General features: G+C 69.3%; 17 protein-coding genes. 8 read left to right on the top strand and 9 right to left on the bottom strand.

The genetic code is table 11. From position 1 onward, the window contains the following. Positions 1-5 precede the first annotated feature (5 nt). Entirely contained in the window at positions 6-2,954 is a 2,949-nt protein-coding gene (locus CIK77_RS04775) for a UPF0182 family membrane protein (RefSeq protein ID WP_249268720.1), read from the bottom strand. A gap of 94 nt (positions 2,955-3,048) precedes the next feature. Then, entirely contained in the window at positions 3,049-4,137 is a 1,089-nt protein-coding gene (locus CIK77_RS04770) for a YlbL family protein (protein WP_249268714.1), read from the bottom strand. 163 nt (positions 4,138-4,300) lie between these two features. Between CIK77_RS04770 and CIK77_RS04765 the strand changes: the two genes are divergently transcribed. Both CIK77_RS04765 and CIK77_RS04760 read left to right on the top strand, forming a co-directional pair. Continuing rightward, positions 4,301-5,734, top strand: coding sequence for a zinc-dependent metalloprotease (locus tag CIK77_RS04765; protein ID WP_170934244.1), 1,434 nt, complete (start codon positions 4,301-4,303; stop codon positions 5,732-5,734). A gap of 106 nt (positions 5,735-5,840) precedes the next feature. Further along, entirely contained in the window at positions 5,841-6,737 is an 897-nt protein-coding gene (locus tag CIK77_RS04760; RefSeq protein ID WP_140403573.1) for a hypothetical protein, read from the top strand. Positions 6,738-6,784: 47 nt separating this feature from the next. Here the strand turns inward: CIK77_RS04760 and CIK77_RS04755 are convergent, their stop codons facing one another. Further along, positions 6,785-8,539, bottom strand: coding sequence for an ATP-dependent helicase (locus tag CIK77_RS04755; RefSeq protein ID WP_249268713.1), 1,755 nt, complete (start codon positions 8,537-8,539; stop codon positions 6,785-6,787). Beyond that, complete coding sequence (gene nudC, locus CIK77_RS04750) at positions 8,536-9,456, bottom strand: NAD(+) diphosphatase (protein ID WP_087056308.1); 921 nt, start codon at positions 9,454-9,456, stop codon at positions 8,536-8,538. The genes CIK77_RS04755 and nudC overlap by 4 nt, the downstream gene beginning before the upstream one ends. 64 nt (positions 9,457-9,520) lie before the next feature. Between nudC and CIK77_RS04745 the strand changes: the two genes are divergently transcribed. Beyond that, complete coding sequence (locus CIK77_RS04745; protein ID WP_087056307.1) at positions 9,521-10,765, top strand: hypothetical protein; 1,245 nt, start codon at positions 9,521-9,523, stop codon at positions 10,763-10,765. A 22-nt stretch (positions 10,766-10,787) separates the two neighbouring features. Here CIK77_RS04745 and CIK77_RS04740 read toward each other — a convergent pair whose 3' ends face one another. Next, on the bottom strand, positions 10,788-14,207 hold the full coding sequence (locus CIK77_RS04740) for an ATP-dependent DNA helicase (protein WP_249268712.1): 3,420 nt from the start codon (positions 14,205-14,207) through the stop codon (positions 10,788-10,790). Beyond that, positions 14,204-17,497, bottom strand: coding sequence for an ATP-dependent helicase (locus CIK77_RS04735; RefSeq protein ID WP_087056306.1), 3,294 nt, complete (start codon positions 17,495-17,497; stop codon positions 14,204-14,206). Before CIK77_RS04735 ends, CIK77_RS04740 begins: the two co-directional genes overlap by 4 nt. Positions 17,498-17,637: 140 nt before the next feature. Here CIK77_RS04735 and CIK77_RS04730 point away from each other — a divergent pair, with 140 nt between their 5' ends. Together CIK77_RS04730 and CIK77_RS04725 are read left to right on the top strand one after the other, a co-directional pair. Further along, on the top strand, positions 17,638-17,862 hold the full coding sequence (locus CIK77_RS04730) for a DUF3107 domain-containing protein (RefSeq protein WP_087056305.1): 225 nt from the start codon (positions 17,638-17,640) through the stop codon (positions 17,860-17,862). A gap of 6 nt (positions 17,863-17,868) precedes the next feature. Next, a complete protein-coding gene (locus tag CIK77_RS04725) occupies positions 17,869-18,159 on the top strand; it encodes a hypothetical protein (protein WP_087056304.1) in 291 nt (96 codons plus the stop codon). A gap of 40 nt (positions 18,160-18,199) precedes the next feature. On the opposite strand, the gene CIK77_RS04720 is transcribed toward CIK77_RS04725, so the two are convergent. After that, complete coding sequence (locus CIK77_RS04720; RefSeq protein ID WP_087056303.1) at positions 18,200-18,910, bottom strand: ferritin-like fold-containing protein; 711 nt, start codon at positions 18,908-18,910, stop codon at positions 18,200-18,202. Between the two features lie 199 nt (positions 18,911-19,109). On the opposite strand from CIK77_RS04720, the gene CIK77_RS04715 reads away from it, so the two are divergent. Then, the gene (locus tag CIK77_RS04715) at positions 19,110-20,570 is read left to right on the top strand and encodes a DEAD/DEAH box helicase (RefSeq protein ID WP_087056302.1); all 1,461 of its coding nucleotides are present in this window, start codon (positions 19,110-19,112) and stop codon (positions 20,568-20,570) included. Between the two features lie 144 nt (positions 20,571-20,714). Here CIK77_RS04715 and CIK77_RS04710 read toward each other — a convergent pair whose 3' ends face one another. After that, positions 20,715-21,560 carry a PHP domain-containing protein gene (locus tag CIK77_RS04710; RefSeq protein ID WP_087056301.1) on the bottom strand — a complete coding sequence of 282 codons (846 nt, stop codon included), beginning with the start codon at positions 21,558-21,560 and terminating at the stop codon, positions 20,715-20,717. Positions 21,561-21,677: 117 nt separating this feature from the next. On the opposite strand from CIK77_RS04710, the gene CIK77_RS04705 reads away from it, so the two are divergent. Next, positions 21,678-22,706 carry an endonuclease/exonuclease/phosphatase family protein gene (locus CIK77_RS04705; protein WP_249268710.1) on the top strand — a complete coding sequence of 343 codons (1,029 nt, stop codon included), beginning with the start codon at positions 21,678-21,680 and terminating at the stop codon, positions 22,704-22,706. A 75-nt stretch (positions 22,707-22,781) separates the two neighbouring features. Then, on the top strand, positions 22,782-24,173 hold the full coding sequence (locus CIK77_RS04700; RefSeq protein ID WP_087056351.1) for an aminopeptidase P family protein: 1,392 nt from the start codon (positions 22,782-22,784) through the stop codon (positions 24,171-24,173). A gap of 143 nt (positions 24,174-24,316) precedes the next feature. Here CIK77_RS04700 and CIK77_RS04695 read toward each other — a convergent pair whose 3' ends face one another. Continuing rightward, entirely contained in the window at positions 24,317-25,177 is an 861-nt protein-coding gene (locus CIK77_RS04695; RefSeq protein ID WP_140403572.1) for a general stress protein, read from the bottom strand. Positions 25,178-25,234 lie beyond the last annotated feature (57 nt).

Here is a 25,234-nt window from a genome sequence, read left to right as displayed (position 1 = left end):
ACGCCCTACGGCGCGTCGCCCTCCAGGTCGATGAGCGTCTGAACGGCCTCGCCGAGCCGCTCGTTGGCCTCGGCGATCGCAACCTGGTCACCGCTGGCGAGAGCGTCGTTCCGCTCTGCGATGGCGTCCTGGGCATCGGCGAGCGCCTGCTGCCACTCGGCCGACCCCGCATCGGTGCCGCCTGTGTCGGCGCCGTCTTCTGTGCCCTCGTCGCCTGCGTCCTCGTCGCCGGTCCCTTCGGAGTCATCCGGAGTGTCCGGAGTGTCCGGCGTGTCCGGCGTGTCCGGCGTCGGGACGTCCTCCGCCTCGTCCGGGTTCTCCGCCACCTCGGAGTCACCGGTCTCGGTGCCCGAGTCGCCGCCGAAGATCTCGTCGAGGCCTTCGGCGAGCGTGTCCGTGAATGCGAGCTGGTCACCGAACGAGACGAACACGCGTTGGAGCAGCGGATACGAGGTGCCAGCAGTCGACTGCACATACACGGGCTGCACATAGAGGAATCCGCCGCCGACCGGCACGGTGAGCAGGTTGCCGAGCTCCAGCTCCGAATCACCCAGTTGCAGGATGTTTCTCTCGTCGGCGATCGACGGGTCGGAGTCGAAGGTGTTCTGCACCTGTCCAGGGCCGGCCACCGTGGTATCCGACGAGATCTGCAGCAGCCTCAGTGTGCCGTAGTCATCGCGCACTTCTCCGTCCGCCGACCCAGCGTCCGCATCGGCGGAGAGATAGCCGAGCAGCACGTTGCGGCTGTCCTCGCCCTCCCCCGGCGGAATGAACGTCGTGTACAGCGAGTACGACGGCTCGTCCTGGTTCGGCATCTGCATCGTGAGGTAGTACGGCGGCTGCTTGACGTTGGTGTTCTGCGGGTCGTCCGGCGAGTTCCACACGTTGTCGCGCTGGTAGAAGCTGTTCGCGTTGTCGACGTGGTAGACGCCGAGCATCTCGCGCTGCACCTTGAACAGGTCCGTCGGGTAGCGCACGTGACTCATCAGCTCGCCGGACATCTCGGAGATCGGCTCGATGGTCGACGGGTACACGTTCTGCCACGCCTTGAGCACCGGATCCTCGTCGTCCCACGCGTACAGCGTGACCGATCCGTCGTAGGCGTCGACGGTGGCCTTGACCGAGTTCCGGATGTAGTTGATCTCGTCCAGACGCACCTGCGGCTGAGGCACGTTCGAGTCGCTGATCGCATCGCCCAGGCCGACAGGCGTCGAGTACGGGTACGTCGCGCTGGTCGTGTAGCCGTCGACGACCCACTTGACCTTCCCATCGACGACCGTGGGGTACGGGTCGCTGTCGATGGTCAGGTACGGCGCCGCCTTCTGCACGCGCTCGACCGGGCTGCGGTCGTAGAGGATCTGCGACTCCTCGTTCACGTACTGCGACAGGAAGATCTGCTCCGACTGGAACTTCAGCGAGTAGACCAGCTGATTGAGGAAGCTGCCCACGCTGGGACCCCCGTCGCCGGTGAACGTGGTGCGCGTCTCGCTCGCACCGTCCTCACCGCGGGCGTAGTCGAGCTCGAGCGGCTCCGCACCCTCAGGCTGCCCCACCACCGAGTACTCGGGCGAGTTCTCGCCGAAGTAGATCCGCGGCTCGTAGTCCATCTCGCTGAAGATGCCGCTGGTCGGGATGCCGCTCTCGAGGAACACCGGCCATCCGTCGGTCGTGCGCTCGTTGCCCTTCGCGGCGACCAGGCCGTAGCCGTGGGTGTAGACCATGGCGGTGTTCTGCCAGGTCTGGCTCTCCAGGTTCTCCTGGTTCAGCTCGCGCACCGCCACGACGGTGTCCTGCGTCTCGCCGTCGATCTCGTAGCGGTCGACGTTGAGCGTCTGCTCGAAGCTGTAGTACGGGAAGTGCTGCTGCAGCTGGCGCACAGTCGGGCTGATCACCGCGGGGTCCATCAGGCGCAGCGACGCGGTCGTCGCGACGTCGTCGCGGAGCTGACCGGCCTCCGTATCGGTCGAAGCCGAGTACGACTCCACCTCGATGTCGTCGATGTCGTACGCGGTGCGCGTTCCGTCGACGTTGCGCTGGTAGTACTCGCTCTCGTAGGCGAACTGGTTCGGCTGCACCTGCAGGGTGTTGATGATGGCCGGGTAGGCGAGGTTCACCACGATCGCGGTGACCAGCAGCAGGCCGGTGCCGACCAGCGGCAGCCGCCATCGGCCGATGAACGCAGTGACGAGGAACAGCGCCGCGACGAGCACGGCGGCGATCGACAGAATCGTCAGGCCGGGGATCTCAGCGTTCGTGCCGACGTAGCCGGGGCCCGTGATGCGGTCGCCTGGCTCGATGAGCTTGCCGTAGCGATCGAGCCAGAGGCTCACTGCCTGCAGCAGGATGTACACCGCTGCGGTGATCGCGATCTGGAATCGAGCGGCCTTCGAGATGCGCAGTTCGCCCTGACCGATGCGCACTGACCCGTACAAGTACGACACGACGAGCGTGAGCACGAGGCCGATCAGCACCACCGCGGACGCGAATGCGAGCACGCCCTGGAAGAACGGCAGCGTGAACATATAGAAGCCGAGGTCGAGGCCGAACTCGGGGTCGACCTCGCCGATCGCGCCGCCGTTCAGCCACAGGGCCGCCGTCTCCCAGTTCGTCGCGGCCGAGAAGCCGGCGAAGAAGCCGAAGAAGATCGGGATGCCCCAGGTGGCCAGGCGCCTCAGCGGCTCGATGACCTCTTGGTAGCGATCGAGCTGCGAGCTCAGCTGCGCGTACACCGGTCGCAGCCGGTGCGCCAGGTGGATCGACAGCCACAGCGGCACCGCCATCGCGACGAAGCCGATGACGAACATCAGCCCCCGCGCGCCCCACTGGGTGAGCAGCACGCTGTCGAAGCCTAGCTGGTCGTACCAGAGGAAGTCTGCGTACAGATTCGCGAACAGGAAGAAGCCCGCAACAAGGGCGGCGATCACGATCACCGCGATCGTGATCACTCTCCGCATAGTGCTGGGCGGTGATTTGGGAGTCGGCGCTGTCGTCGAGGTCACCTGTCCATCCTATGAGTGGATTCAATGCCTGGGCTGACAACGCCCCGATTCAGGGGCTCTCGCAGGTCGCCAGATCATCGGTCTGACCGGATGCGATCGCCTCCACCGCGTCTTCCGCCTGCGACAGGGTCGCGACGGAGAAGACGCTCAGGCCGTCCGGAACGTGCCCGACGACGTCTCCGCAGTTATCGGCGGGAGCGAGGAACCACTCCGCGCCCGCGTCGCGCGCGCCGTAGAGCTTCTGCCGGATGCCGCCGATCGCGCCGACTGTGCCCTCCGCGTCGATCGTGCCGGTTCCGGCGATGTTCTCGCCGCCGGTCATGTCCTCTTCGGTGAGGGTGTCGATGATGCCGAGCGCGAACATCGTGCCGGCGCTGGGGCCGCCGACGTTGTCGAGCTGGATCGTGACGTCGATCGGGAAGTCGAACGTCGTCATAGGCGTCAGCAGCACACCGATCGCCCAGCTGTCCTCACCGTCGATCGAAGCGCGGGTGGGCGTGACCGACGTCGTGTCCTGCTCGCCGTCGCGCTCGTAGGTGATCTCGACGGGCTCGCCGTCGCCCGCCGCGATGGCGAGGCGGAGATCGTCCGCGTCGGCGATCGGCTCCCCATCGGCGGTCAGCACGATGTCGCCGGGCTCGAGCCTGCCTGTCGCGGGCGCACCTTCGGTGACGTCGACGACGGAGATCTCCGTCTCACCGCCGACGTCGTAGCCGAGCTCGGTCAGCGCGGCGGCGGTCGCCTCAGCCTGTGAGTCGACCATCAGCGCGGCGTTCTGCTCCTCGCGGTCCTCTGTCGTGACGCCCTCCGGGTACACGGAGTCCAGCGGCACAACCGCCTTCGACCGATCGAACCAGGCCATCGCCAACTCGAACCAGCTCGGCGTCCGCTCGCGGTCGCCTAGCACCTGGACGGTGGTCAGGTCGAGGCTGCCCGTGGTCTCATACGACTCGGCGTCATGCACCTCGATGAGCGGCATCTCCTCGCCGTCTGCCGATTCGGCCGTGCCGATGGTGTTGTAGACCGGGCCAGGCTGCTGCACCACGAACGAGGTCGGCAGGAACGACATTCCGAACAGGCCGACGAGCGCGACCGCCAGCGCAGCAGTGCCGACCGTGGTCCGCTTACTCGTATTCACTCGGTCTCCTGTCGCACCTGTTCCGCGAGGCATTCCCGACCCGCGCCTGCGGCCCGTTCGCGAGCGGCGTACGATTCGCCGGCCGGTCGACGCGCCGCGAGCACTAGCGTAGAACGTGACAACCTCTCCGCACGCTGACAGCGGAGCACGAAAGGCGGCTGACGTGACCAGCGACGACTCCCCCCGCCCAGAAGACGACTTCCCTGAGTTCCTGCGCAAGCTGTTCGAGGACGCGGGCGCCGGCGGCAACCCGCTCGCCGATGGCGGGCTCGATCCCGAGCAGCTGAAGCGGCTGTCGGAGCAGATGGGTGCGGCAGGCATCGACCCTGCCATGCTGCAGCCACTGATGCAGAGCATGCAGCAGGCCTTCGCGACCGCCGGCGACGGCGGCATCTCGTGGGACGCGGCGAAGCGGCAGGCCCTGCATCTGGCCAATCAGGACGGCCACGCGATCACCACGGGTGAGAAGACCGACCATGAACAGGCCTTCGCACTCGCCGAGCTGTGGCTGAGCGAGGCGACGATGATCTCCGAGCTCGCGGAACCGGCACGCCCGATCACTCGCGGAGAGTGGGTCGAGCTCACCCTGCCCGTGTGGCAGGAACTCGCCGAACCGGTCGCGACGAGCATGGCGGACGGCCTGATCGACGCACTGCGGGCTCAGTCGCCTGACGACATGCAGCAGATGCTCGACGGAGCGGGCAGGATGCTGCGCGGCATCGGCGGACAGATGTTCGCCGGCCAGTTGGGCCATGTGATCGGCAAGCTCTCGCGCGAGGTGGTGTCAGGCGGCGACGTCGGCATTCCTGTGATGCCGGCGGGCGCGGCGGCGATCGTGCCGCAGAACTTCGCGGATCTGGGCCGCGGCCTGGAGATTCCGGATGATCAGCTCGCGCTGTACATCGCGGCACGGGAACTGGCGCACGCCCGCCTGTTCCGCCACGCGAAGTGGCTGCGGCTGCAGGCGATCGGGCAGGTGACCGATTTCGCCCGGGGCGTGGATATCGATGTCGAGCGACTCGAAGACCTCGCGAGCCGCTTCGATCCGCAGAACCCGGATGAGCTGCGAGAAGCTCTCGAGTCCGGTTCTCTGCTGCCGGAGCAGTCGGAGGCGCAGCGACGGGCACTGGAGCGGCTCGAGACCCTGCTCGCACTGATCGAGGGCTGGGTCGACGTCGTCACGGCAGATGCGACGAACCGGATGCCGAGCGGTGACCGGATCGCCGAGGTGATCAGGCGCAGGCGCGCAGCCGGCGGACCGGCAGAGGACGCGCTGGAGGCACTCGTCGGGCTGCGGCTGCGACCGCGTCGACTGCGCGAGGCCGCCGCCATGTGGCGGGCCGTGACGGATGCCGTCGGCATGTCCGCTCGTGATTCTCTGTGGGACTACCCCGACCTGCTGCCGGACTCCGCCGACATCGACGACCCGAGCGGGCTCATCACGAGACTCCAGGCGCGGGCCCGCGGCGAAGAGCCGGCGCCGGACGATTTCGATCAGGCACTGGCGCAGCTGCTGGAGGAAGAGTCGGGCGACGGAGGCGACGTACCCGACGACGACGCAGACGACGAGCCGGACTCGGGAGACGAGAAGCCGTAGGACGCGCTTCGCGCGGCGCCCTCCACAGGGCACGAGATGACCGGATGTGTCTGGCTGGTCTGTGGATAAGGCGCCGTCGCGGGTGCCCAGCGGCAAGAATCGGCTCATGAGCCTCGTTCGCATCGATCCCCGCCACGGCCCGCTGTGGCGGGATGCGCGCACGATGCAGTTCGGGCTCGATGGCACCCTGTCGCTGCGCGACCCCGCACCGTGGCAGGAGCGCGCAATCGCGCAGCTCGAGCATGGATTCCCCAGTGCGGGTGCCGAGCAGCTCGCCGTCGACCCGTCACCGCTCGCCCGCAGCGCAGACGGTCCGACTTCCGCGGTCGGCGAGCTGCTCCGTCTGCTGGCGCCGGTTCTCGAGACGATCGTGCCCGACGAGCACGGTGTGGTCGTCCGCGCGGCCGACGCCGTCTCACCCGTCGTCGCAACAGCAGTGATCGACGCGCTGACGGACGACGGCTGGCCAGCCGCATGGCTGGCGCCCGATGAAGAGCCCGTCGACCCTGCCACGCCCGTTGTGCTCCTGGCCGCGCATGTCGTCCCACCCCATCTCGGTGCCCGGTGCGCCCGTGACGACGCACCGCATCTTCCTCTCGTGTTCACGGCGTCCGGCGCCGAGGTCGGCCCCCTCGTGCTGCCTGGTCGATCAGCGTGCCTGGCATGCCTCGACTCCCACCGCACCGCCGCAGATTCCGCCTGGCCCGTTCTCGCCTCTCAGCTGCTGCTGCGATCCGCGCCCGCCGTCCCGCTCTCACTCGCCGTCGGGGCGGCGAGTCTCACCGCCCGCCTGCTCTATGACGGTCTCGTCGCCGAGCAGGCCGAGACCACCGCGGACGAACCGCTCGCCACGCGTTCAGCGATGATCGAACGCGCACCGGCAGACCCCACCGCACCCGAGTGGGCGCCGTCCCGCCGATGGCTGACGCATCGCCCGCACCCCGAGTGCCTCTGCCGCTCGGCCGAACGCGCGGCGGTCGCCGCGCAGGTGCACGCTGCCTGAGAGATCCGGCTTCCGCTTCTCGCGGCTGAGGAGTTCGTGTGCAGGTATCAGTCTTCGAGGGGGCGCAGCGCGACGGATCCGGATCCTGCGCGCAGCGCCTTGGGGCCGACGATCTCGCCGATGAACCGCGAAGGCGTGCGCTCGTTCCTCCCCGTTCCCCTCGCCCACGTCACCGACAGCGTGCGCGCCGCGCGGGTGATGGCGACATAGGCGAGACGACGCTCCTCATCGATCTGCTCGAGCGTCGTCGCATAGGAGATCGGCATCAGACCCTCGGCGACGCCCGCGAGGTGCACGTGCGGCCATTCGAGGCCCTTGGCGGCGTGCACCGTCGCGAGCGTCACCGTCTTCAGCGCCGGCTCGTGCTGGTCCTTGGCCCTGGCCAGCATCGCGTCGGCGAACGCGCGCATCGTCGTACCGCTGGGAGCCTCGTCGGCGAGGCGCATGATGGCCTGACGCGCCTCCCATGTGTCGCGCAGCGCACCGCCGGCCTCCGGCGGATCCTCACTGTGGCCGAGACTGCGCAGCACGTCTCGAACGTTGGCGATGCGCACCGCGTCCTCTCGCGTGCGCCCCGGCTCGACGTCCCCGGCGATCGATGCCGTCGACGGGGCGACGGCCGCCGCGCGCAGCCCGAGGATCGCCTGACGCACCTCGGGGAGGTCGAAGAAGCGCTTGCCGCCGAGCACAGTGGTGGCGATGCCCCGTGCGGCGATGGCCTGCTGGATCGCCGCCGACTGCGCATGCACCCGATACAGCACCGCGATCGCGTCCGGTGCGGCGCCCGCCGTCAGCTGCCGTTCGATCGCCTCGGCGATCGCCTCCGCCTCGCGCCGTTCGTCGTCGTGCGCCGAAACCGTCGGCGTCGGTGCATGGGCATCCGAATCATGGGCGACAAGCCTGAGCGCACCCGGGCGCCCTTTCACCAGTGCGTTGGCGACATCGACGATCGCTCGATCGGAGCGGTAGTTGCGCTCGAGCCGTACGACCTTCGCGTCGGGGTAGCGCCGGGAGAAGTCGAGCAGGAACTTCGCGTCGGCACCGGTGAACGAGTAGATGGTCTGGCTGGCATCGCCGACGACGCACAGGTCGCGGCGGTTGCCGAGCCACAGTTCGAGCAGCCGGTTCTGCAGCGGAGAGACGTCCTGGTATTCGTCGACTGTGAAGTGCCGGTACTGCTCTCGAACGGCGGTGGCGACCTTCGGCTCGCCCTCGAGCATTCCCGCACATGCCAGCAGCACGTCCTCGAAGTCGAGCTGGCGACGCTGATCCTTCAGCTCCTCGTACGACGTCATCATCGCGACCAGCGCATCCGGGCTGAGTTGGCCGACTCGGCGTTCGAGTTGGGCGTATGCGTCAATGGATCGCATCGTGACCTTGCGCCATTCGATCTGCGATGCGACGTCGCGCAGCGTCGCTGTATCGGGTTTGAGGCCGATGCCGTCGGCGGCGTGTGCGAGCAGACGCACCTTGTTGTCGATGATCTTCGGTGCGACGTCGCCTGCGACGGTCGGCCAGAAGTAGTTCAGCTGGCTCAGCGCGGCGGCGTGGAACGTCCGCGCGACGACGCCCTGCACGCCGAGGTCCCGCAGCCTCCCTCGCAGCTCCCCCGCCGCTTTCGTCGTGAACGTGAGCGCGAGCAATCGACTCGGCGTGTACGCGCCGGTGTCGACGCCGTGCGCGATGCGATGCGTGATCGCGCGGGTCTTGCCTGTGCCTGCTCCTGCGAGGATCGCCACGGGGCCGCGCAGGATCGACGCCGCCTCGCGCTGCTGCTCGTCGAGCGCATCGAGCGGGCTCACGCGCCACCGACCTGGCCGGTCGCGCGGCCTTCCTGCGCCCATTCGGCGATGAGTCTGTGAGCGATCGATACCGGACCGGGCAACCCGAAATCGGCGCGTCCGGCCAGACCGGAACGGATCTCGTCCCTGGTGAACCAGCGCACGTCGATGATCTCGGTGCCGTCCGGGCGCACCTCGTGCTCGGCTGCCGCCGTCGCGCGGTAGCCCAGCATCAGCGAGCGCGGGTACGGCCACGGCTGCGATGCGACGTAGCGCACGTCGTTCAGGCGCACGCCCGCTTCCTCGAGCAGCTCGCGATGCACCGCCGTCTCAAGCGACTCGCCGGCTTCGACGAAGCCCGCGAAGCACGAGTACATCCGCCCCTTCCATGCGGCGTTCGCCCCCAGCAGCAGTCGCTCTCCGTCGCGGCTCTCCGTCGCGACGATGACGGCGGGATCGGTTCGGGGGAAATGTTCGGCGCCGCACTCCGGGCAGGCCCGTGACCAACCGGATGTCGCGAGCGGGGCCTCGGTACCGCATCGCGAGCAGAATCGCTCGCTCAGGAATCGGCCCAGGCTGACGGCGACCGTGAACAGGTCAGCGATCGGCGCAGGCAGGCTCGTGGCGGTCTCGCGCAGCGATGCCCAGCCGTCGCCGAGATCGAGGGCCGGCCGTTCGCGTCCGCGGGCCGCCGCGACGAGCACCGCGCTCCCCTCATCGTCACGACCGAGGAACGCCCAGCCGACGGGTGAGGTCACGAGTGCTGCGACGTCATCGGGCGACAGCCAGCCCAGTCCGTCCGTCGCACGCGGGGCGGCATCGCCGTGGATGAGCAGCACGCGAGTGCGCGGATCCGCCAGTGCCCGTTCGAGAAGGTCGCTCTGCTCCCGTTCCTCTGCCGCTCGATCGACGATTCCTGCGGGGGCGGGTTGGAACATGCGGTGCCTCTCCTTGCGGGCGTGGCGTGAAGCAAATGCGGCCGGTCGACCTAATCTGAATCGCATGGCACGCTCTCCCCTCACTCTAGCGGCGGCTGTCACGGCGGCGGTTCCCGGCGCACGAATCGCTGGCGCGCGCCCGCTCAGCGCGGGAGGCGATGAGCGCTACGACTCGGCCGTCGCCACGCTCGGCGACGGGCGCGAGGTCGTCATCCGAGTACCCGTCGACGAAGAGGCAGAGCACGAGCTCGCCTCGCAGGTCGTCGCGCTGCGAGCCCTGACTCCCGGCGTGCGCGGCCTGCTCGGCATCGACGCCCCGGAGTTCCTCGGTCAGACATCGATCGATGGTGTGCGAGCCGTCGTGACCACGATGCTTCCCGGCTATCAGATCGATGCGGGCGAGATCCCACCGGGTGAGGGAGCTGCCCGTTCCATCGGCCGCGCGCTGGCCGCCATTCACTCGCTGCCCGCATCCGTCGTCCGTGCCGCGGGCCTGCAGGAGCATGGCGCGGCAGAGGCACGCGCCGATGCCGCGCACGTGCTCGACAGGGCGGCTGCCAGCGGACATGTGCCGGTGCGCCTCACGGTGCGTTGGCGCGAGGCGATCGACGACGACAGGCTCTGGTCGTTCGAGCCGACCATCGTGCTGGGCGGGGTCGGCGCCTCGGCGTTCCTGTTCGGCGACGATGAGCGCGGCGCCCCCGTTGTGACCGGTGTGTACGACTGGCACGGGCTCGCTGTCGAAGATCCCGCCATCGATCTGCGCTGGCTGTCGGCGGCGCAGACTGCGGAGGACGACGTCATCGATGCGTACGCGGACGCCGCGCACCGCGCTCCCGACCCGGCCCTGCGCGTGCGGGCTCGACTGCACGCCGAGATGGAGTTCGCTCGCTGGCTTCTGCACGGAGCGGACTCGCGGCGCGATGACGTCGTCAGCGACGCCGCCGGCCTGCTCGAGACGCTGGCCGACGACATCCGGGACTACGGGCTGCTCGATGAGCTTCCCCGCGACGGCGAAGTCGACGTCAACGAGGCGATCGCGCTCATCGGGCGCGTGCCGGAGCGCGCCGAGCAGCCGCACACTCCGACGGCGATGGAGACCGACGCCTATTCCCCCGAGGATCTCTCGTTCGCAGAGGGCTCGAGCTGGAACGAGGACGCTGACGACGACGCGGACGACGCGGAGCATCGCCGTCAGCAGGAGTTCCAGCAGACGGAGCCGGTGGAGTTGTCTGGCTTCGAGCACGGCGTGCTCGCCGACGACGCCGAACACGATTCGGACGACCGGGACGACGCTGGCCGCGCGTAGGGGCTGTCAGCCGCCCTCGCTCCTACCCCGCACCCTCCCGTGCCGCGTTCCAGCGGGCGATGATGTCCGCCTCACCCGGCACGTCGGTGTCGTCGCGCAGCACGAGGTCGTCGGCGACGTAGAACAGTGCGACGTCGATCCTGTCCAGCGGGATGCCGTGCCGCCGGTGATAGGCCAGCCGGTAAAGCGCGAGCTGGATCATCCGGTCTTCTCGCTCGGCCGCCGTTCGCGGCGCGCGCCCCGTCTTCCAATCGACGATCTCGACGCGGCCGTCGCGTTCATACACGGCATCGAGTTTGCAGATCACGATGTGGGGCGGCTCGCCCTCGACCGTCGGGAGGGCGAAGTCGATCTCTGTCTCGACCTCGATCGGCTGAAGGTCCGCCCACTCGCTTGCCTCGAAGATCCCGCGGAGCCGGGCGAGATCTGCCTCATCGGCGGCAGATGCATCCGCCGCGCCGCTCTCGTGCTCCGCAGGCGACGCTGTGGGCGCGGCGGTGACGAGCTCGTCGTCGTCCTCCCAGAGCAGGTCGTCGAGCGCATGGCCGCTCCCCACCAGACCTGAGCGCTGTTCGACCCATTGATGGAAAAGGGTTCCCAGCCGGGTCTGGCGATACGGCTTCTCCGGCATCGGGCGCACGATCTCGCTCACGGTGCCCGCGTAGTCGGTGACGTAGTCCTTGAACCGCGACGCAGGCAGTCGTGTGGGGGGCGCCGGCGCCTGCCCTCCCTCGCGCAGGCGGCGCTCCTCCAGCAGCCGGCGCAGCTGCGGGCTCGGCTCGAACGGCTCGCCTCGGTCCGCGGCGAGCGCGTCTCCGACGAGGCGAGCGGCGCCGTGGACGGCCGGTCGGCGCGCACCGAGCGGGTCGAGCGGCCACGTCACGGTGCGCCCCTCGCCCTCGTACGGGTTCTCCTCGCCCGCGTCGAGTTCGACGTCGTCCAGCCCCAGTTCGTCGATGATGTCGATCAGGTAGTCGCTGGCTGCGCGCGGTCGCTTCCCGCCCGACCACGACGAGCCGGTGAGCAGCAGATGCGACTTCGCGCGGGTGACGGCCACGTACGCGAGCCGTCGCTCCTCGGCGAGGTCGTGCTCTTTGTTCAACTCCTTGAACGCCTTGATCTGCCTGGCGAGCGTCTTGCCGTCCTCACCCGGTTCCCAGTCCAGCAGCGGCAGCGCCCTCCTGTCGCCCCGGAACGCGTACGGAAGCTGTCCGAAGCCGAGCCACCCCAGCGTGCTGCGGGGCTTCTTGGGAACCTCCTCCTCGACCATCCGGACGACCGCGACGGCGTCCCATTCCAACCCCTTCGATCCGTGGATCGTGAGCAGCTGTACGACACCGGGCTCCGGCGGCTCGCTGCGCGGCTTCAGCTCGTCGGTGTCCTCCGCGTGCTTCAACCACGCCAGCAGACTGCCGACCGTGCCGTGCTCGTCAGCCGAGAGGAACCCCCGCACCTCGTCGGAGAAGGCGCGCAGCTGCGTCGCTGCGGTGCGGGCCGGGCCGCGGCTCTCGTTGGCCGCGAGCTCGATGTCGAGCCGCAGCTCCAGTTCGATCAGTCGGATCACCTCGGGCACCGGTTGCCCCGCGGCGGCCCTGAGCCTGTCGAACATCGCGGCGGCCTCGCGCATCCGGGCTCTGCCTGCGGCGCTGATCTGGTCGAACAATCGGTAGTCGTCCGGCATCTGGCGCAGGAAGTCCAGCGCATCGATGATCGACACCTGCTCGTCTGCCCCCGTGGACGAGCGGATCTTTGCGCGCATCTCATCGCTCAGCGGCGCAAGCGCCTCGTCGCGCTGTGAGAGCGTCGTGGCGAGATCGTAGAGCGCACCCATGTCGGCTACCCCGATGCCGAAGCGCGGACCCACCAGCAGTCGGATGAGTGCGGAGCCCTGGGTGGGGTCGTGCACCACCCGCAGCGCCGAGATCACGTCGACGACCTCGGGTGTGGCCAGCAGGCCGCCGAGGCCGAGAATGCGATGGGGGATGCCCAGCCGATCGAGCGCATCGGCGAACTTCTGCATGTGCTTCTTCGCGCGGAACAGGATCGCCCCGGTGTGCGGTTTCGACTCGGCGTGCACGGCGCGCGCGTCGGCGAACCATTCTGCGACGGCTGCGGCCTCATCGTCGATGGTGAGCTCGAAGCGCACGTCGACGTGCCCCTCGCCCACGCCCGGACGGTCCTCGAGCGGTTCGACGCGGAAACCGCCGTCGGCGCGGAAGGGCGCAAGCAGGCGGTTCGCCGCGGACAGCACCGTGCGGTCGTTGCGCCAGCTCGTCATCAGGTCGTATCGGCTGGCCGGCACCCCGCGCGAGAACGCGCCCGAGAAGGCAGGCAGGTTGTCGGCGCTCGCGCCTCGCCAGCCGTAGATCGACTGGTTCGGGTCGCCGACGGCCATCACCGCCGTGTCGCGGAACACCGTCGCGAGCAGCTCCGTCTGCGTCACTGAGGTGTCCTGGTACTCGTCGAGCAGCACCACAGGGTACTGCTCGGCGAGCTCCGTTCCGACCTGCGGTGACCGCTCGATGATCTCGATCGCTCCGGTCACCTGATCGGCGAAGTCGAGCGCACCGCGGCGCTGCTTCTCTGTGCCGTACTCCTCGACGAGCTGCAGCAGCCGGCCGAGCGAGCGCAGGTTGCCTGCGGCGCTGCGTGCGTCCTCGTTCGTCGCGATCGCTGCCACTGCGTCGCCGAGACCGGCCGCGTACTCCGCCACGGCGGCGACGTCGGCGCGGTGGTCGAGCACGTCGCCTGCGAGCGACTTCACGCGTTCGATGATCGTGTTCAGGCCGTTGTCGATCTCGTCGAGCCCCGCCTCGTCAGCCCCCATCACGATGTCGCGGACGATCAGCCACGATGCGGAGTCGCTCAGCAGCGCCGCTTCCGGGTCGCGCCCGATCCGTGCGGCGTGCTCGCGCACGATCTGGTCGGCGAAGGCATTGTAGGTCGACACGCGCGGACGATCGAGCACACCGCGCATCTGCTGCCCCGTGGTCGGACTCCACCCTGTCCGGTACCGTTCGGCCAGTTCGTCGAGCACCGCCCGCCGCACGGCGTGGGCGCCGCGCTCTGTCGCCGCGTGCGCGCGCGTCAGCTCGCCGGATTCGACGATGCGGGTCAGATGAGGCAGCAGGCCGCGGTCGGCGAGTTCGCCGATGCGCTCGAGACGTGCGGCGATGCGCTCCGCCAGCTCGCCTGCGGCCTTGCGAGTGAAGGTGAGACCGAGGATCTCGCTCGGCGAGACGTGTCCGTTGGCGACGAGCCACACGACCCTGCCTGACATCGTCTCCGTCTTGCCGCTGCCCGCCCCGGCCACGACGAGCGCCGGCACAGGAGGCGCCTCGATCACGGCCTTCTGTGCGTCCGTCGGCGACGGCAGCCCGAGTGCTGACGCGATCGTCCTTGCGTCGAGCCGCAGCGGTCCCGACCATTCCGGCGCGCTCACGATGCGCTCACCGCCTTCACTGTGTGGGATCGGCAGAGTGTGGGTCGATGCGACCCCTGGCAGTGCGCGTCGACGCTCGCCGTGAAGCCGGCAGCCGACATGCCACGCGCGGCGTCGACCACACGCTGCAGGAAGGCGGCCCGCTCCTCCGGGCCGTGCGCACGCTGGTGTGCGACGCGGTACGCCGCCTTGCCCGTGGCTTTGGAGACGACGACGAGCCTCGCCCCCGCCAGCGCCGCGGGGGATGCGTCAGGGATCAGACCTGCCTCGACGGCGAGTTGGTACGCGGCCAGCTGCGCATCGTCGGTCACCTTACTGTCGCCCAGGCGGTCCTCGAAGGTGCCGGTCTTCAGATCGGCGATCACGACCTGCTCGCTCGCTGCGGGGTCGCGCGGGGCGATGGCTTCCCATGCGCGGCCGCGCGCACCGCTGTGGTCGCCGTGCCCCGCCGGATAGGCCTCGACGCGGTCGATCACGCCCCGGATCAGAGCCAGCGGACCCGCATCGTCGGGACGGCGCTCGCCATCCGGCACACCGATCACGGTGTGCTCCGCACCATCGGCGGCCACGGCATCCGGATCGAAGGGAATCACGACTTCGAACGGCGCCTCGACCTGGAGCACGCGCCCGCCGTCGGACGTGGTGGCGCTGGCATAGCGGTGCAGGTTCTGCAGCGAGAGTTCGACGCGGTCTCGGCTCTGCTTCTCGAGCCACCCCGCTTCGAACTCGAGCTCGCCCCACCGCTCGTCGACGACGCGGCGCATCTCGTCGATGTCACCGCCGGGCGAGGCCTCGAGGGCGGCATGCAGGATGGTGCCGATGCCCGTCGAAGCCGACTTCGACGTGTCGCCGCCGAGCATACGGATGGCCCAGTCCAGCCCGCAGTCCTCGAACGTCTGCATCATCGAAGGTGAGACTCTCACGGGCCGTTCGTGCGCATCGATCAGCGGTTCGACAGTCGTCGGCTCCGCCGCACCGTACCAGTCGGCAGGGTCGGCGCCTGCAACGCCCTCGCGCGCGAGCACCGCGAGCTGTTCCGCCGCGTGCCGTCGGCCGGCTGCTCCGGTAGTGGTGCTCGTCAGTGCGCGGCGGTGCCCGGCGACCAGGCCCCGCAGTGTGAGCGGATGCTCGAGCCCCGCTTCTCCGCCCGGCTGCCCCGTCTCCTGTGACGGCGGTTCCGGGACGAGGTCGAGCAGCGGACTCGGCGACTGGTCGTCATCGCTCACGGCCGTGAGCAGCACGCGTGAGCGGGCTCGAGCGATCGCTCGTACGAACAGCCTGAGCTCGTCGTGCAGCGCCGATCTGCGCCGGTCGAGGGAGCTGGGCGGCTCCGATTCGGCTCCGCCCCCTCGCGAGGCGCCGACCGCATCTGCGAGGCGCCATGCGTCGAGCATCCCTCCCCGCAGGCGCACGTTCGGCCACACGCCGTCCTGCAGGCCCGCGACGACGACCGCGTCGAACTCCCGCCCGAGGGCGGACGCCGGGGTGAGGAGCGTCACGGTACCCGGCCGCTCTGGGGCGTTCAGCGAGTCCTCCGGAACGTCGCTGTCAAGGATTCCGTGGATGAAGGGCGTCGGTCCCTCCCCCGGCGAGCGCTCGACGAAGCGCTTGGCCGCAGCGAACAGCGCGACGAGCCCGTCGAGCGCGCGCCCCGTCTCCGCCGCGAGGGGACGCGAAGACGTCGCCAGTTCCTGCCATGCCCGCGACAGCGTCCGACCATCGAGCGTGCGTGCGCTGCTCCATGCCTCCCAGAGCAGCTCGTGGATCGTTGCTCCCGCTTCGCCGAGCTCGGCCAACCGGCGCAGCGCCGCCCCGAATCGTTTCGCCGCGCGTGCCTCCGAGGTGTCGATCGCGTCGAACAGGTCGGGCTCGTTCAGTGCCTCAGCGAGGAGCTGCTTCGCCGAGCGCGTACCCCCGTCGGCGAGTTCGCGGTGACGCAGTCTCGCGCGCAGCCTGCGCAGCGCCACCCCGTCGAACCCGCCGTACGGCGAGCGCAGCGCTGTGACCAGCGCCTCGGGGTCGCGCTCCGACGCGTGCTGCAGCCCGAGGCGCACGATCTCGACGAGCTCCCGCACTGCACGCTCCTCGCCGAGCGGCTTCTGCACCCCGGCCGCACGCGTCGGCACCTCACGGGCGGCGAGTTCCGCCTCGAGCACCATGATCTGGCGGGTGTCGTGTGCGATCACCGCCATGTTCTGCCATGGCACCTCCTCGTCGAGATGCCACGAGCGCAGCGCCCACGCGATGCGATCGATCTCCTCGTGCGGCGATCCGGCGATGAGGCGCCCGACCGCCCCTGACTCCTCGACCTCCTGCCCTGGCGGGCGGCGATGGTCGACGCGACCTGCGGCGCCGATCTGCTGCGTGACGACACGGGCGAGGCGCGAGATCGCCGGATGGCCCCTGTGGTCCTCACCGAGCACGTGCACGCCGCCGAGAACACCAGCCAGCTGCGCGAACAGCTCGGGCGTGACGCCCCGGAACGCGCCGGACCCGATGTCGGGGTCGCCGAAGGCGAGCACCGCGACACCGCGGGCACGCAGCGCCTCGACCAGAGCGATTCCGCCGCGGGTGAGCTCCTGCGCGTCGTCGATCATCACCACGCGCAGCCGGTCGACCTCGCCGAGCGGGCCGTGCCCGTCATCGCCGAGCGCCGCCGCGGCTTCGCCGTACAGCTCCGAACTGTCGCGATGCGCCTCGCGCATGCCGACGAGCACGTTGCGATAGTCGCGGACGAACTCTGCCACCGCCGCCCACGTCTCGTCGCCGAGCCCCGCGAGCTCCGTCGGCTCGACGCCCATTTCGGTGAGCTCGCTGAGAAACGCCCGCAGCTCGGAGCGGAAGCCTGCCGAGCGCCGCACCAGCGGCCCGAGGTGGGACGGCCAACGGGCGCGGCCCTGTTCTTCGTCGCTCTCGTCGCCCGCGAGGATCTCAGCGATGATGCGATCCTGGTCGGCTCCCGTCAGCAGCTGCGGCGGTGCCTCGCCGCGGCGCACGGCATCGCCGCGCACGATCTGGAACGCCAGCGAGCCCACCGATCGCGCCAGCGGACCCGGCGTCGCGACCTCGACGCGCACGCCCAGCTCGTCGCGCAGCCGAGTCGCCGACGTACGGGTCGGTGTGAGCACGACGATCTCGCCCGGCTCCACCGCCCCGGCCTCGAGCATCCTGCCCACGCGTTCGACCAGCACCGAGGTCTTGCCGGTGCCGGACGCCCCGATCACCGTTCCCGATGCCGCCGCCGGCAGATCGAGCACCTCGCGCTGGTCGCCACTCGGCTGAGATCTCATCACGCGTCCACGCTATCCGCAGCCTCGGACATCGTCCCGGCGTTCGCCGTCAGCGTGCACGGGCCGCAGCGTCCGGGGCGTGCCATAGGCTGAGGAAAGGATCGGCAGGCGCCGGCCCCGACGTGACGAAAGGTAGCCCCGTGGACATCCGCATCGGCCTCACGAACACCGCCCGCGAGCTCAGCTTCGAGTCCACTCAGACCGCTGAGCAGGTGAAGAAGACTGTCGCAGAGGCGCTGACGAAGGGCACCGTGCACATCGATTTCGCCGATGTCAAGGGTGCCAGCTACCTCGTCCCGACGGCGAACATCGCCTACGTCGAGGTGGGCGCCGAAGCCAAGAACCCCGTCGGCTTCGTCTCGTAACCGATCATGTACATCCTGCTCGCGCTCATCACCGCAGCGGCCTTCGGCATCGGGCTGCACTTCCTGCTCCCGCACCGAAGCGACCGAGGCGTCATCCTGACCCCCGGCGTCGCCGTTGCCGCAGCGGCTGCGGCCTACGCGCTCCTGACCTGGGTGCAGTGGGGCGAGGGCAACGTCTGGCTGTGGGTCGTGACGTTCGCCGCTGCGATCATCGCCTCGACCGCCGTCACCCTCGTCGTCGGCATCAGGCGAGCGCGCTTCGATGCCGCAGAACGAGAGCGCCTCGGCATCGCCTGATCACCGCGGCCCGCTCCCCGGCACCTGCGACATCGGGCGCTCAGGAGTTGAGGCCGAGCTCGTCCATCCGGCGCGAGTGCGCCGCCATGAGCGCCGTGAACACGGGTTCGATGCGCTTCTCGTCGGTGGCGAGCCGCTCAGGGACAAGCGCGCTGCGTGCCACCAGAAGAGTGTCGCCCACCAGCCGTCGCGCCCACATCGAGAGCAGGTCGCGCCACTCCTCGTCGCTCGAGATCGTGTCGCGCAGGATCTCCTCGATCTGTTCGCGATCGCTGCTCTCCCCCAGGATCCGCTCGACGCGGCGCCCGACCTCGCCGTAGCTGGACGAGAGCGCGAGGTAGAAATCGTCGAGCATGCCTGCCGTGATGAGCACGGCGAGCATCGTCTCCCTGGGGCGCGCACCGATCGTCTTGCCTCGGAACTCGTCGAGCTGCTCACGGAACGGTTCCATCGCGTCCGTGGGGTCGCCGACGCGATCCCGGATCAGGTCGACCAGTCGGCGATGCTTGGCGAGCGCGCGTCCCGCTGCGAGCGAGATCGCTTCCTTCTCACCGAGACCGGGCGTGGCCCTGACAAGGCGGCCGAGCGTCTCGAAGTATCCCAGCTGCAGATACGCCGCCTGGCCGAGGAACGTCGACACATCTGGCGCCAGTTCCGCGAAGTCGACGCGACGGGCGTCGCCGAGATCGCCTCGGGCGCGAAGCCGCAGCACGCGCGCAGGCGGCCGTCGCCTCCAGAACCAATTCACCACGTCGCAAGCATACGGCCCGACTCAGCGTCTCCCTGCAGACGCGGCGCCGCCGCGAGCTTGGGCGCTCAGCGGCACGCGAAGGAGGTGCCGTAGTCTGGGTGGTGGCCCTGGCGGTGTGTTCGGGCCGCCGCGCCTGGGGAAGCAAAGGCGTGGAACCTTACTTCGAGGCGGCAGCGGCCGCCGGACAGGCAGTACATACGTGACACGTTTCGCAGATCTCAACGTCGATCAGGACATTCTCGATGCCCTGACCACCAAGGGCATCGAGGACTCCTTCCCGATTCAGGAGCAGACGATCCCGCTCTCACTCCCCGGTCAGGACGTGATCGGCCAGGCCAAGACGGGCACGGGCAAGACCTTCGGCTTCGGCATCCCCGTCGTGCAGCGCCTCGGCGAGACCCCCGAGCCCGGTGTGAAGGCCCTCATCGTCGTCCCGACCCGCGAGCTCGCGGTGCAGGTGTACGAAGACATGGACATGCTCACCTCGAACCGGCCCACGAGTGTCGTCGCGATCTACGGCGGCAAGGCCTACGAGGGCCAGATCGACCAGCTCAAGGCCGGCGCGCAGATCGTCGTCGGCACGCCGGGTCGCCTCATCGACCTCGCCAACCAGCGCCTGCTCGACCTGTCGAACGCGACCGAGGTCGTGCTCGACGAGGCGGACAAGATGCTCGACCTGGGCTTCCTGCCCGACATCGAGAAGATCTTCCAGATGGTGCCGGCCAAGCGCCACACGCAGCTGTTCAGCGCGACGATGCCCGGCCCGATCCTCTCGCTGGCGCGCCGATTCATGTCCTCTCCCATCCACATCCGCGCGACGGACCCGGATGAGGGCCTCACGCAGGCGAACATCAAGCACGTCATCTACCGCGCGCACTCGCTCGACAAGGACGAGGTCATCGGCCGCATCCTGCAGTCGCGCGGCCGTGGCAAGACGATCATCTTCACGCGCACGAAGCGTGCGGCTCAGCGGCTCATCGATGAGTTGAGCGACCGCGGTTTCAGCACCGGCGGCGTGCACGGCGACATGGGTCAGGAGCAGCGCGAGCGTTCGATGGCGGCGTTCAAAGCGGGCAAGAAGGACGTCATGGTCGCCACGGACGTCGCCGCTCGCGGCATCGACGTCAACGATGTCACCCACGTGATCAATCACACGATCCCGGATGACGACATGACGTACCTGCACAGGGCGGGCCGCACGGGTCGTGCCGGCAACGAGGGCACCGCAGTCACATTCGTCGACTGGGACGATCTGCACAAGTGGGCGCTCATCAACCGCGCCCTCGAGTTCGGTCAGCCGGAGCCGGTCGAGACGTACTCGTCGAGCCCTCACCTGTACACGGACCTCGACATCCCCGAGGGCACGAAGGGACGCATCTCGTCCGCGCCGAAGTCGGACAAGCCCCGCCGCCGAAGCGGCGAGAACCGCGGCCGTTCGCATGGCGGCTCCGATCGCCCCGCCGGCCAGGACGGTCAGTCGTCGCGCCGTCGCCGCCGCCCCGGATCATCCGGAGCCGGTGAGCAGGGCGAGCATCACGTCGAGGGCGCCGGCACCCACGACGGCTCGGGCGCGGAGCACCGCGACGGCAAGTCCGGCGGTTCGGCTCGTCGCCGTCGTCGTCGCCGTTCCGGTTCGAAGGAGCCGAACCAGGGCGCCTGACCCCGCCCCGGCGCGGTTCCGGTGTGCCGAATTGCGCCACCGGAGCCGGACATCCGGTTCAGGTGTGCGGAAGTGCGGCTCCCCCGCGGGTGTGCCACACTTCCGCACACCTGAACGAGGGTGCCGTCACCCGGAGGAAGGCCGTCAGCTGGAGACGAGCGCGACTCCGGTCGCCTGCGCGATGATGCGGGCGACCATCTCGTCGCTGGTGGTGTTCTCGCCGGGGCGGTTGAGCTTGCCTGTGCCGTGGTAGTCGCTCGACCCGGTCGCGATGAGGTCGCGCTCGGCGACGATCCTCGCCAGCCTCGCCCGACCATCCGGAGTGTTCTCCCTGTGGTCGAGTTCGAATCCCGCCAGCCCGGCATCGAGCAGCTCCTCCAGCACGGGCACTGGCAGCATGCCGCGCCCTGCGGGGTGCGCGATGATCGGCACTCCTCCCGCCGCCCGGACGGCGCGAACCACGTCGATCGGCGTCGGTGCAGGGTGCGAGACGTAGTACGGTCCGCGCGGCGACAGCAGCGACGCGAACGCTTCTTCTCTGGAGGAGACGATGCCGCGGGCGATCAGCGCGTCGGCGATGTGCGGCCGCCCTACGGTCGCGTCCCCCGTGCGCTGAGCGACGACGTCGTCCCACGTGACATCGAGATCCCGTGCCAGGTTCGCCACCAGCTGCTCTGCCCTGCCGTTGCGGTTCTCGCGCACGTCTGCCATCAGCGCGACGAGGTCGGCGGCATCCGGATCGAACAGGTATGCCAGCACGTGCACGCTGCGCCCTGCGTGCTTCGCCGAGAGCTCCGCGCCCTGCAGGAGCGTCAGCCCGAGCGTGCGCGCCGCATCGCCTGCCTCCGCCCAACCGGCAGTCGTGTCGTGATCGGTGAGGGCGACTGTGCGCACTCCGGCGCCGTGTGCCGCGGCCATCACTTCCGCTGGCGGCTCCGTGCCGTCGGAGCACCATGAATGAAGATGAAGGTCGCTGGGGCCGGTGAACACTCATCGATCGTCGCACACCGCCTGCTTCGCTTCCGCTCCGGCGTCGTCCAGCCGACGTGCATCTCCCACTCGGGTGCCATTGGACGTTTCCACAGGTGCCGGTCATAGGCTCGAAGCGTGCGATTGATCGGGGTGCTCATCACTGTGCTGTTCGCATGCGCGACCGCAGTGCTCACCTTCCCCGCGTTCTTCCGCGTCGAGCAGATGTTCCCCATCACGCAGATCGTCGCGATGCGCGGTCTGATCGTCGTCGGTTTCGCCGCGCTCACCGTGCTGTTCCTGCTGTTCGCCACGGCCAAGCCGATCCGGGGCTTCGCGCTCTCGATGGCGCTGGTGGCCGCGCTCGGCTCCATCTCGAGCGGCGTCATGCTCGGCGCGCGCGGCTACGGCGAGGACACCCTGCCGGAGGCGACCGACACGAGCGTCCGCGTGATGACATGGAACACGGCAGGCGAGGCGACCGGCGCGTACCGGATCGCGCAGACGGCAGTGGCAATGGACGCCGACGTCGTCGCGCTGCCGGAGACGACAGAGGACGGCGGTGAGCAGGTGGCGCTCGAGATGCGCGAGCTGGGGCGACCGATGTGGGTGCACCACGTCGCGTACAACGCCGCAGACTCGCCCACCCCGTATGCGTGGGAGACCACGCTGCTGATCTCGCCGGACCTCGGCGACTACTCGGTGATCGACTCCTCCGAGAACCGCTCCAGCAACACCACGACCCTTCCGAGCGCCGTCGCGATGCCCGTCGACGGCAACGGCCCCGTGGTCGTGGCCGTGCACGCCGTCGCCCCTCGCCAGGCGTACATGGACAGCTGGAGCAATGATCTGCAGTGGATCGCCGACCAGTGCGCGAGTGACAATGTGATCCTCGCCGGCGACTTCAATGCGACGCTCGAGCACATGTCGCGCCTCGGCGTCGATGGCCACGACCTCGGCTACTGCGACGCCGCCGCCCCTGAGTCGGGCAACGGCGGAATCGGCACTTGGCCGACTGATGTGCCCGCGCTGCTCGGCGCGCCGATCGACCATGTGATGCACACCGATGCATGGAAGGCGACGGGATCGATCGTGATGACGAACCTCGATGATGCAGGCAGCGACCATCGTCCCCTCGTCGTGCAGCTCGAGCCCACGGACCGGTGACGATTCGAACAGTGCATCCGGATCGCGTGCGGTGAGAGACTGGTGGGGACGCCGGAAGCGAACCAGGGAGCATACGTGAGCGATACCGTGACGACAGAGTCCGTCGACAAGCCTTCGAGCCGCCGCCAGCCGTACGGGCAGGGGTTCCTCGACACGATCTCGACCGGATGGGCGCCGCGGCAGGATCCGGAGCCCCGCGCCCGCGCCCAGGCACCGTTCGCCGCGAAGCGCCGCGCCGCAGTGTCAGCCGCGTTCCTCGGAAAGCGCGTCGTCATTCCGGCCGGTTCGCTGAAGCAGCGCTCCAACGACACCGAGTACCCGTTTCGTGCGCACAGCGCCTTCGCCCACCTGACAGGGTGGGAGGCGGATTCCCAGCCGGATTCGGTGCTCGTCTTCGACCCGATGGGCGACTCGCACGAGGCGACGCTGTTCTTCCGTGAGCGCGCCGACCGCACGACCAGCGAGTTCTACTCCGATGCGACGATCGGCGAGTTCTGGATCGGCCCCCGCCCCGATCGCTCAGGTGTGGCACGAGACCTCGGCATCGCGACGGCGACGCTCGAGGAGTTCGAACAGCGAGACGGCGATCTCGTGGTCGGCGAGGACGACGAACTGGACACGTTCCTCGACGAGCTCCGCCTGGTCAAGGACGACTTCGAGACCGCTCAGCTGCAGCTCGCCGTCGACGTCACTGCGCGCGGGTTCGACGACATCATCAGGGAGCTCCCCCGCGCTGCGGCTCACCGCCGCGGCGAACGCATCATCGAAGGCGTCTTCCACCAGCGCGCCCGCAGCGACGGCAACTGGGAGGGCTACGACACCATCGCCGCCGCAGGGCCGCACGCGTGCTATCTGCATTGGACGCGCAATGACGGGCCCGTGGTGCCGGGCGATCTGGTGCTGGTCGACGCCGGCGTCGAGGTCGACAGCCTGTACACGGCCGACATCACACGCACGCTTCCGGTGAACGGCACGTTCTCCGCGACGCAGCGCAAGGTGTACAACGCGGTGCAGGAAGCGGCGGACGCCGCGTTCGCCGCGGCGAAGCCCGGTGTGAGGTTCCGCGCCGTGCACGAGGCCGCCATGGAGGTGATCGCCGCGAAGGTCGCCGAGTGGGGACTGCTCCCCGTCACGGCCGAGGAGGCGCTCGACGCCGACAACGGCGGCCACCACCGCCGCTACATGGTGCACGGCACGAGCCACCACCTCGGCATCGACGTGCATGACTGCGCTGCGGCGCGGCGGGAGATGTACTACGACGGCGTGCTCGCACCCGGCATGGTGTTCACGATCGAACCTGGCCTGTACTTCCAGGCGGACGACGAGACGGTGCCGGCCGAGTACCGAGGCATCGGCGTGCGGATCGAGGACGACATCCGGATGACCGAAGACGGACCGGTGAACATGTCGGCGGCGATCCCCCGCACGGCCGACGAGATCGAGGCCTGGATGGCGAAGCTGAGCTGACGCGCCGGTCCTCCGGGGTCGGCGGGCACCGACCCATCTCACTGCGACGGGCTACGGGCGACCGAGATGCGTCGACGCTCCGATGCGACGGTTCCTGCGCACCGGATGGTGTGCAGCCGTGGACACCCGAACGTGGCCAGTGCCTATGCCGGTGGGGCCTGGTCCGTCCGTCTCGCGTCGTCGGCCTGCGAGTCGTTCGTTTCCTGCCCATGGTCGGCGCGCACCTGCTCGTCAGTCGAGCCCTGCTCATCCGGTCGCTCCTGCTCCGCACCGCGGGGCGCAGGAGGCACCGGATCGGCCGGACGCGGCGGCACGACCGGCGCCTGCGGCGCAGGCTGGGAGTTCGCGTCATCCGGTGCCAGCGGCGGAACGTCCGCATCAGCTGTTTCCGGCGGCGCGCTCGTCTGCGGGCGCCCATACTCGGCTGCTGACGGATCAGTCGGGTTGGGAACGGGGCTGTTCGTCGCGGGGTCGATCCGGATGCCGTACTGCGGCGGAGGCAGCGGACCAGTCGGCTGCGGCGCCCGACGCTCCTGGCCCGGCTGTCCCAGCACGCGTCGCGCCGTCGCAGCGTGCTCCTGCTGCACGGCGATCTCGTAGTGGTCGGCGACGGGCGACGTGGCGCTCATGTATTCACGGCGTCTGCGCACGATCCGGTAGCTGAGCAACTGCATGACCATCCCGAGCGCCATGCCGACGAGCATGAACCCGACGAGCAGCTGGAGCGTCGCCTCGGGCGACAGCAGCGTGTAGATCGCGCCGAACAGCAGGCCGAGAATCGCACCGTTGAGCGCGCCGGACCAGGCAGCACGGCCGTAGCCGAGACGCCCCGTGATCATCTCGACGGCGCGCAGGCCCGCCCACACGATCGAGATCTCACGAGCCGGCACCTCGGCCTCGATGAGTTTGCCCACTGCCTTCTGCGCCGCCTCGTACTCGTCGTACTTCGCGACCGTTTCGCCGACGTTCTTCGGCGAGCGAACGTTCCCGCCCAACATGCTCATGACCCCAGTGTCCCACGCACCCGCTGGTCCGGTGTCGGGGCGGGCAGTGAACCCGCT

Source organism: Microbacterium sp. JB110, assembly GCF_003335195.1.
Classification (GTDB): Bacteria; Actinomycetota; Actinomycetes; order Actinomycetales; family Microbacteriaceae; genus Microbacterium.
This window is presented reverse-complemented; position numbering and strand designations above follow the sequence as displayed.

Coding starts and splice junctions, on each gene's coding strand:
- CIK77_RS04760 (WP_140403573.1), top strand. CDS start 5,841: ATGAGCCTCGTTCGCATCGATCCCCGCCACGGCCCGCTGTGGCGGGAT.
- nudC (WP_087056308.1), bottom strand. CDS start 9,456: ATGTTCCAACCCGCCCCCGCAGGAATCGTCGATCGAGCGGCAGAGGAA.
- CIK77_RS04735 (WP_087056306.1), bottom strand. CDS start 17,497: ATGAGATCTCAGCCGAGTGGCGACCAGCGCGAGGTGCTCGATCTGCCG.
- CIK77_RS04695 (WP_140403572.1), bottom strand. CDS start 25,177: ATGAGCATGTTGGGCGGGAACGTTCGCTCGCCGAAGAACGTCGGCGAA.
- CIK77_RS04725 (WP_087056304.1), top strand. CDS start 17,869: ATGTACATCCTGCTCGCGCTCATCACCGCAGCGGCCTTCGGCATCGGG.
- CIK77_RS04775 (WP_249268720.1), bottom strand. CDS start 2,954: ATGCGGAGAGTGATCACGATCGCGGTGATCGTGATCGCCGCCCTTGTT.
- CIK77_RS04745 (WP_087056307.1), top strand. CDS start 9,521: ATGGCACGCTCTCCCCTCACTCTAGCGGCGGCTGTCACGGCGGCGGTT.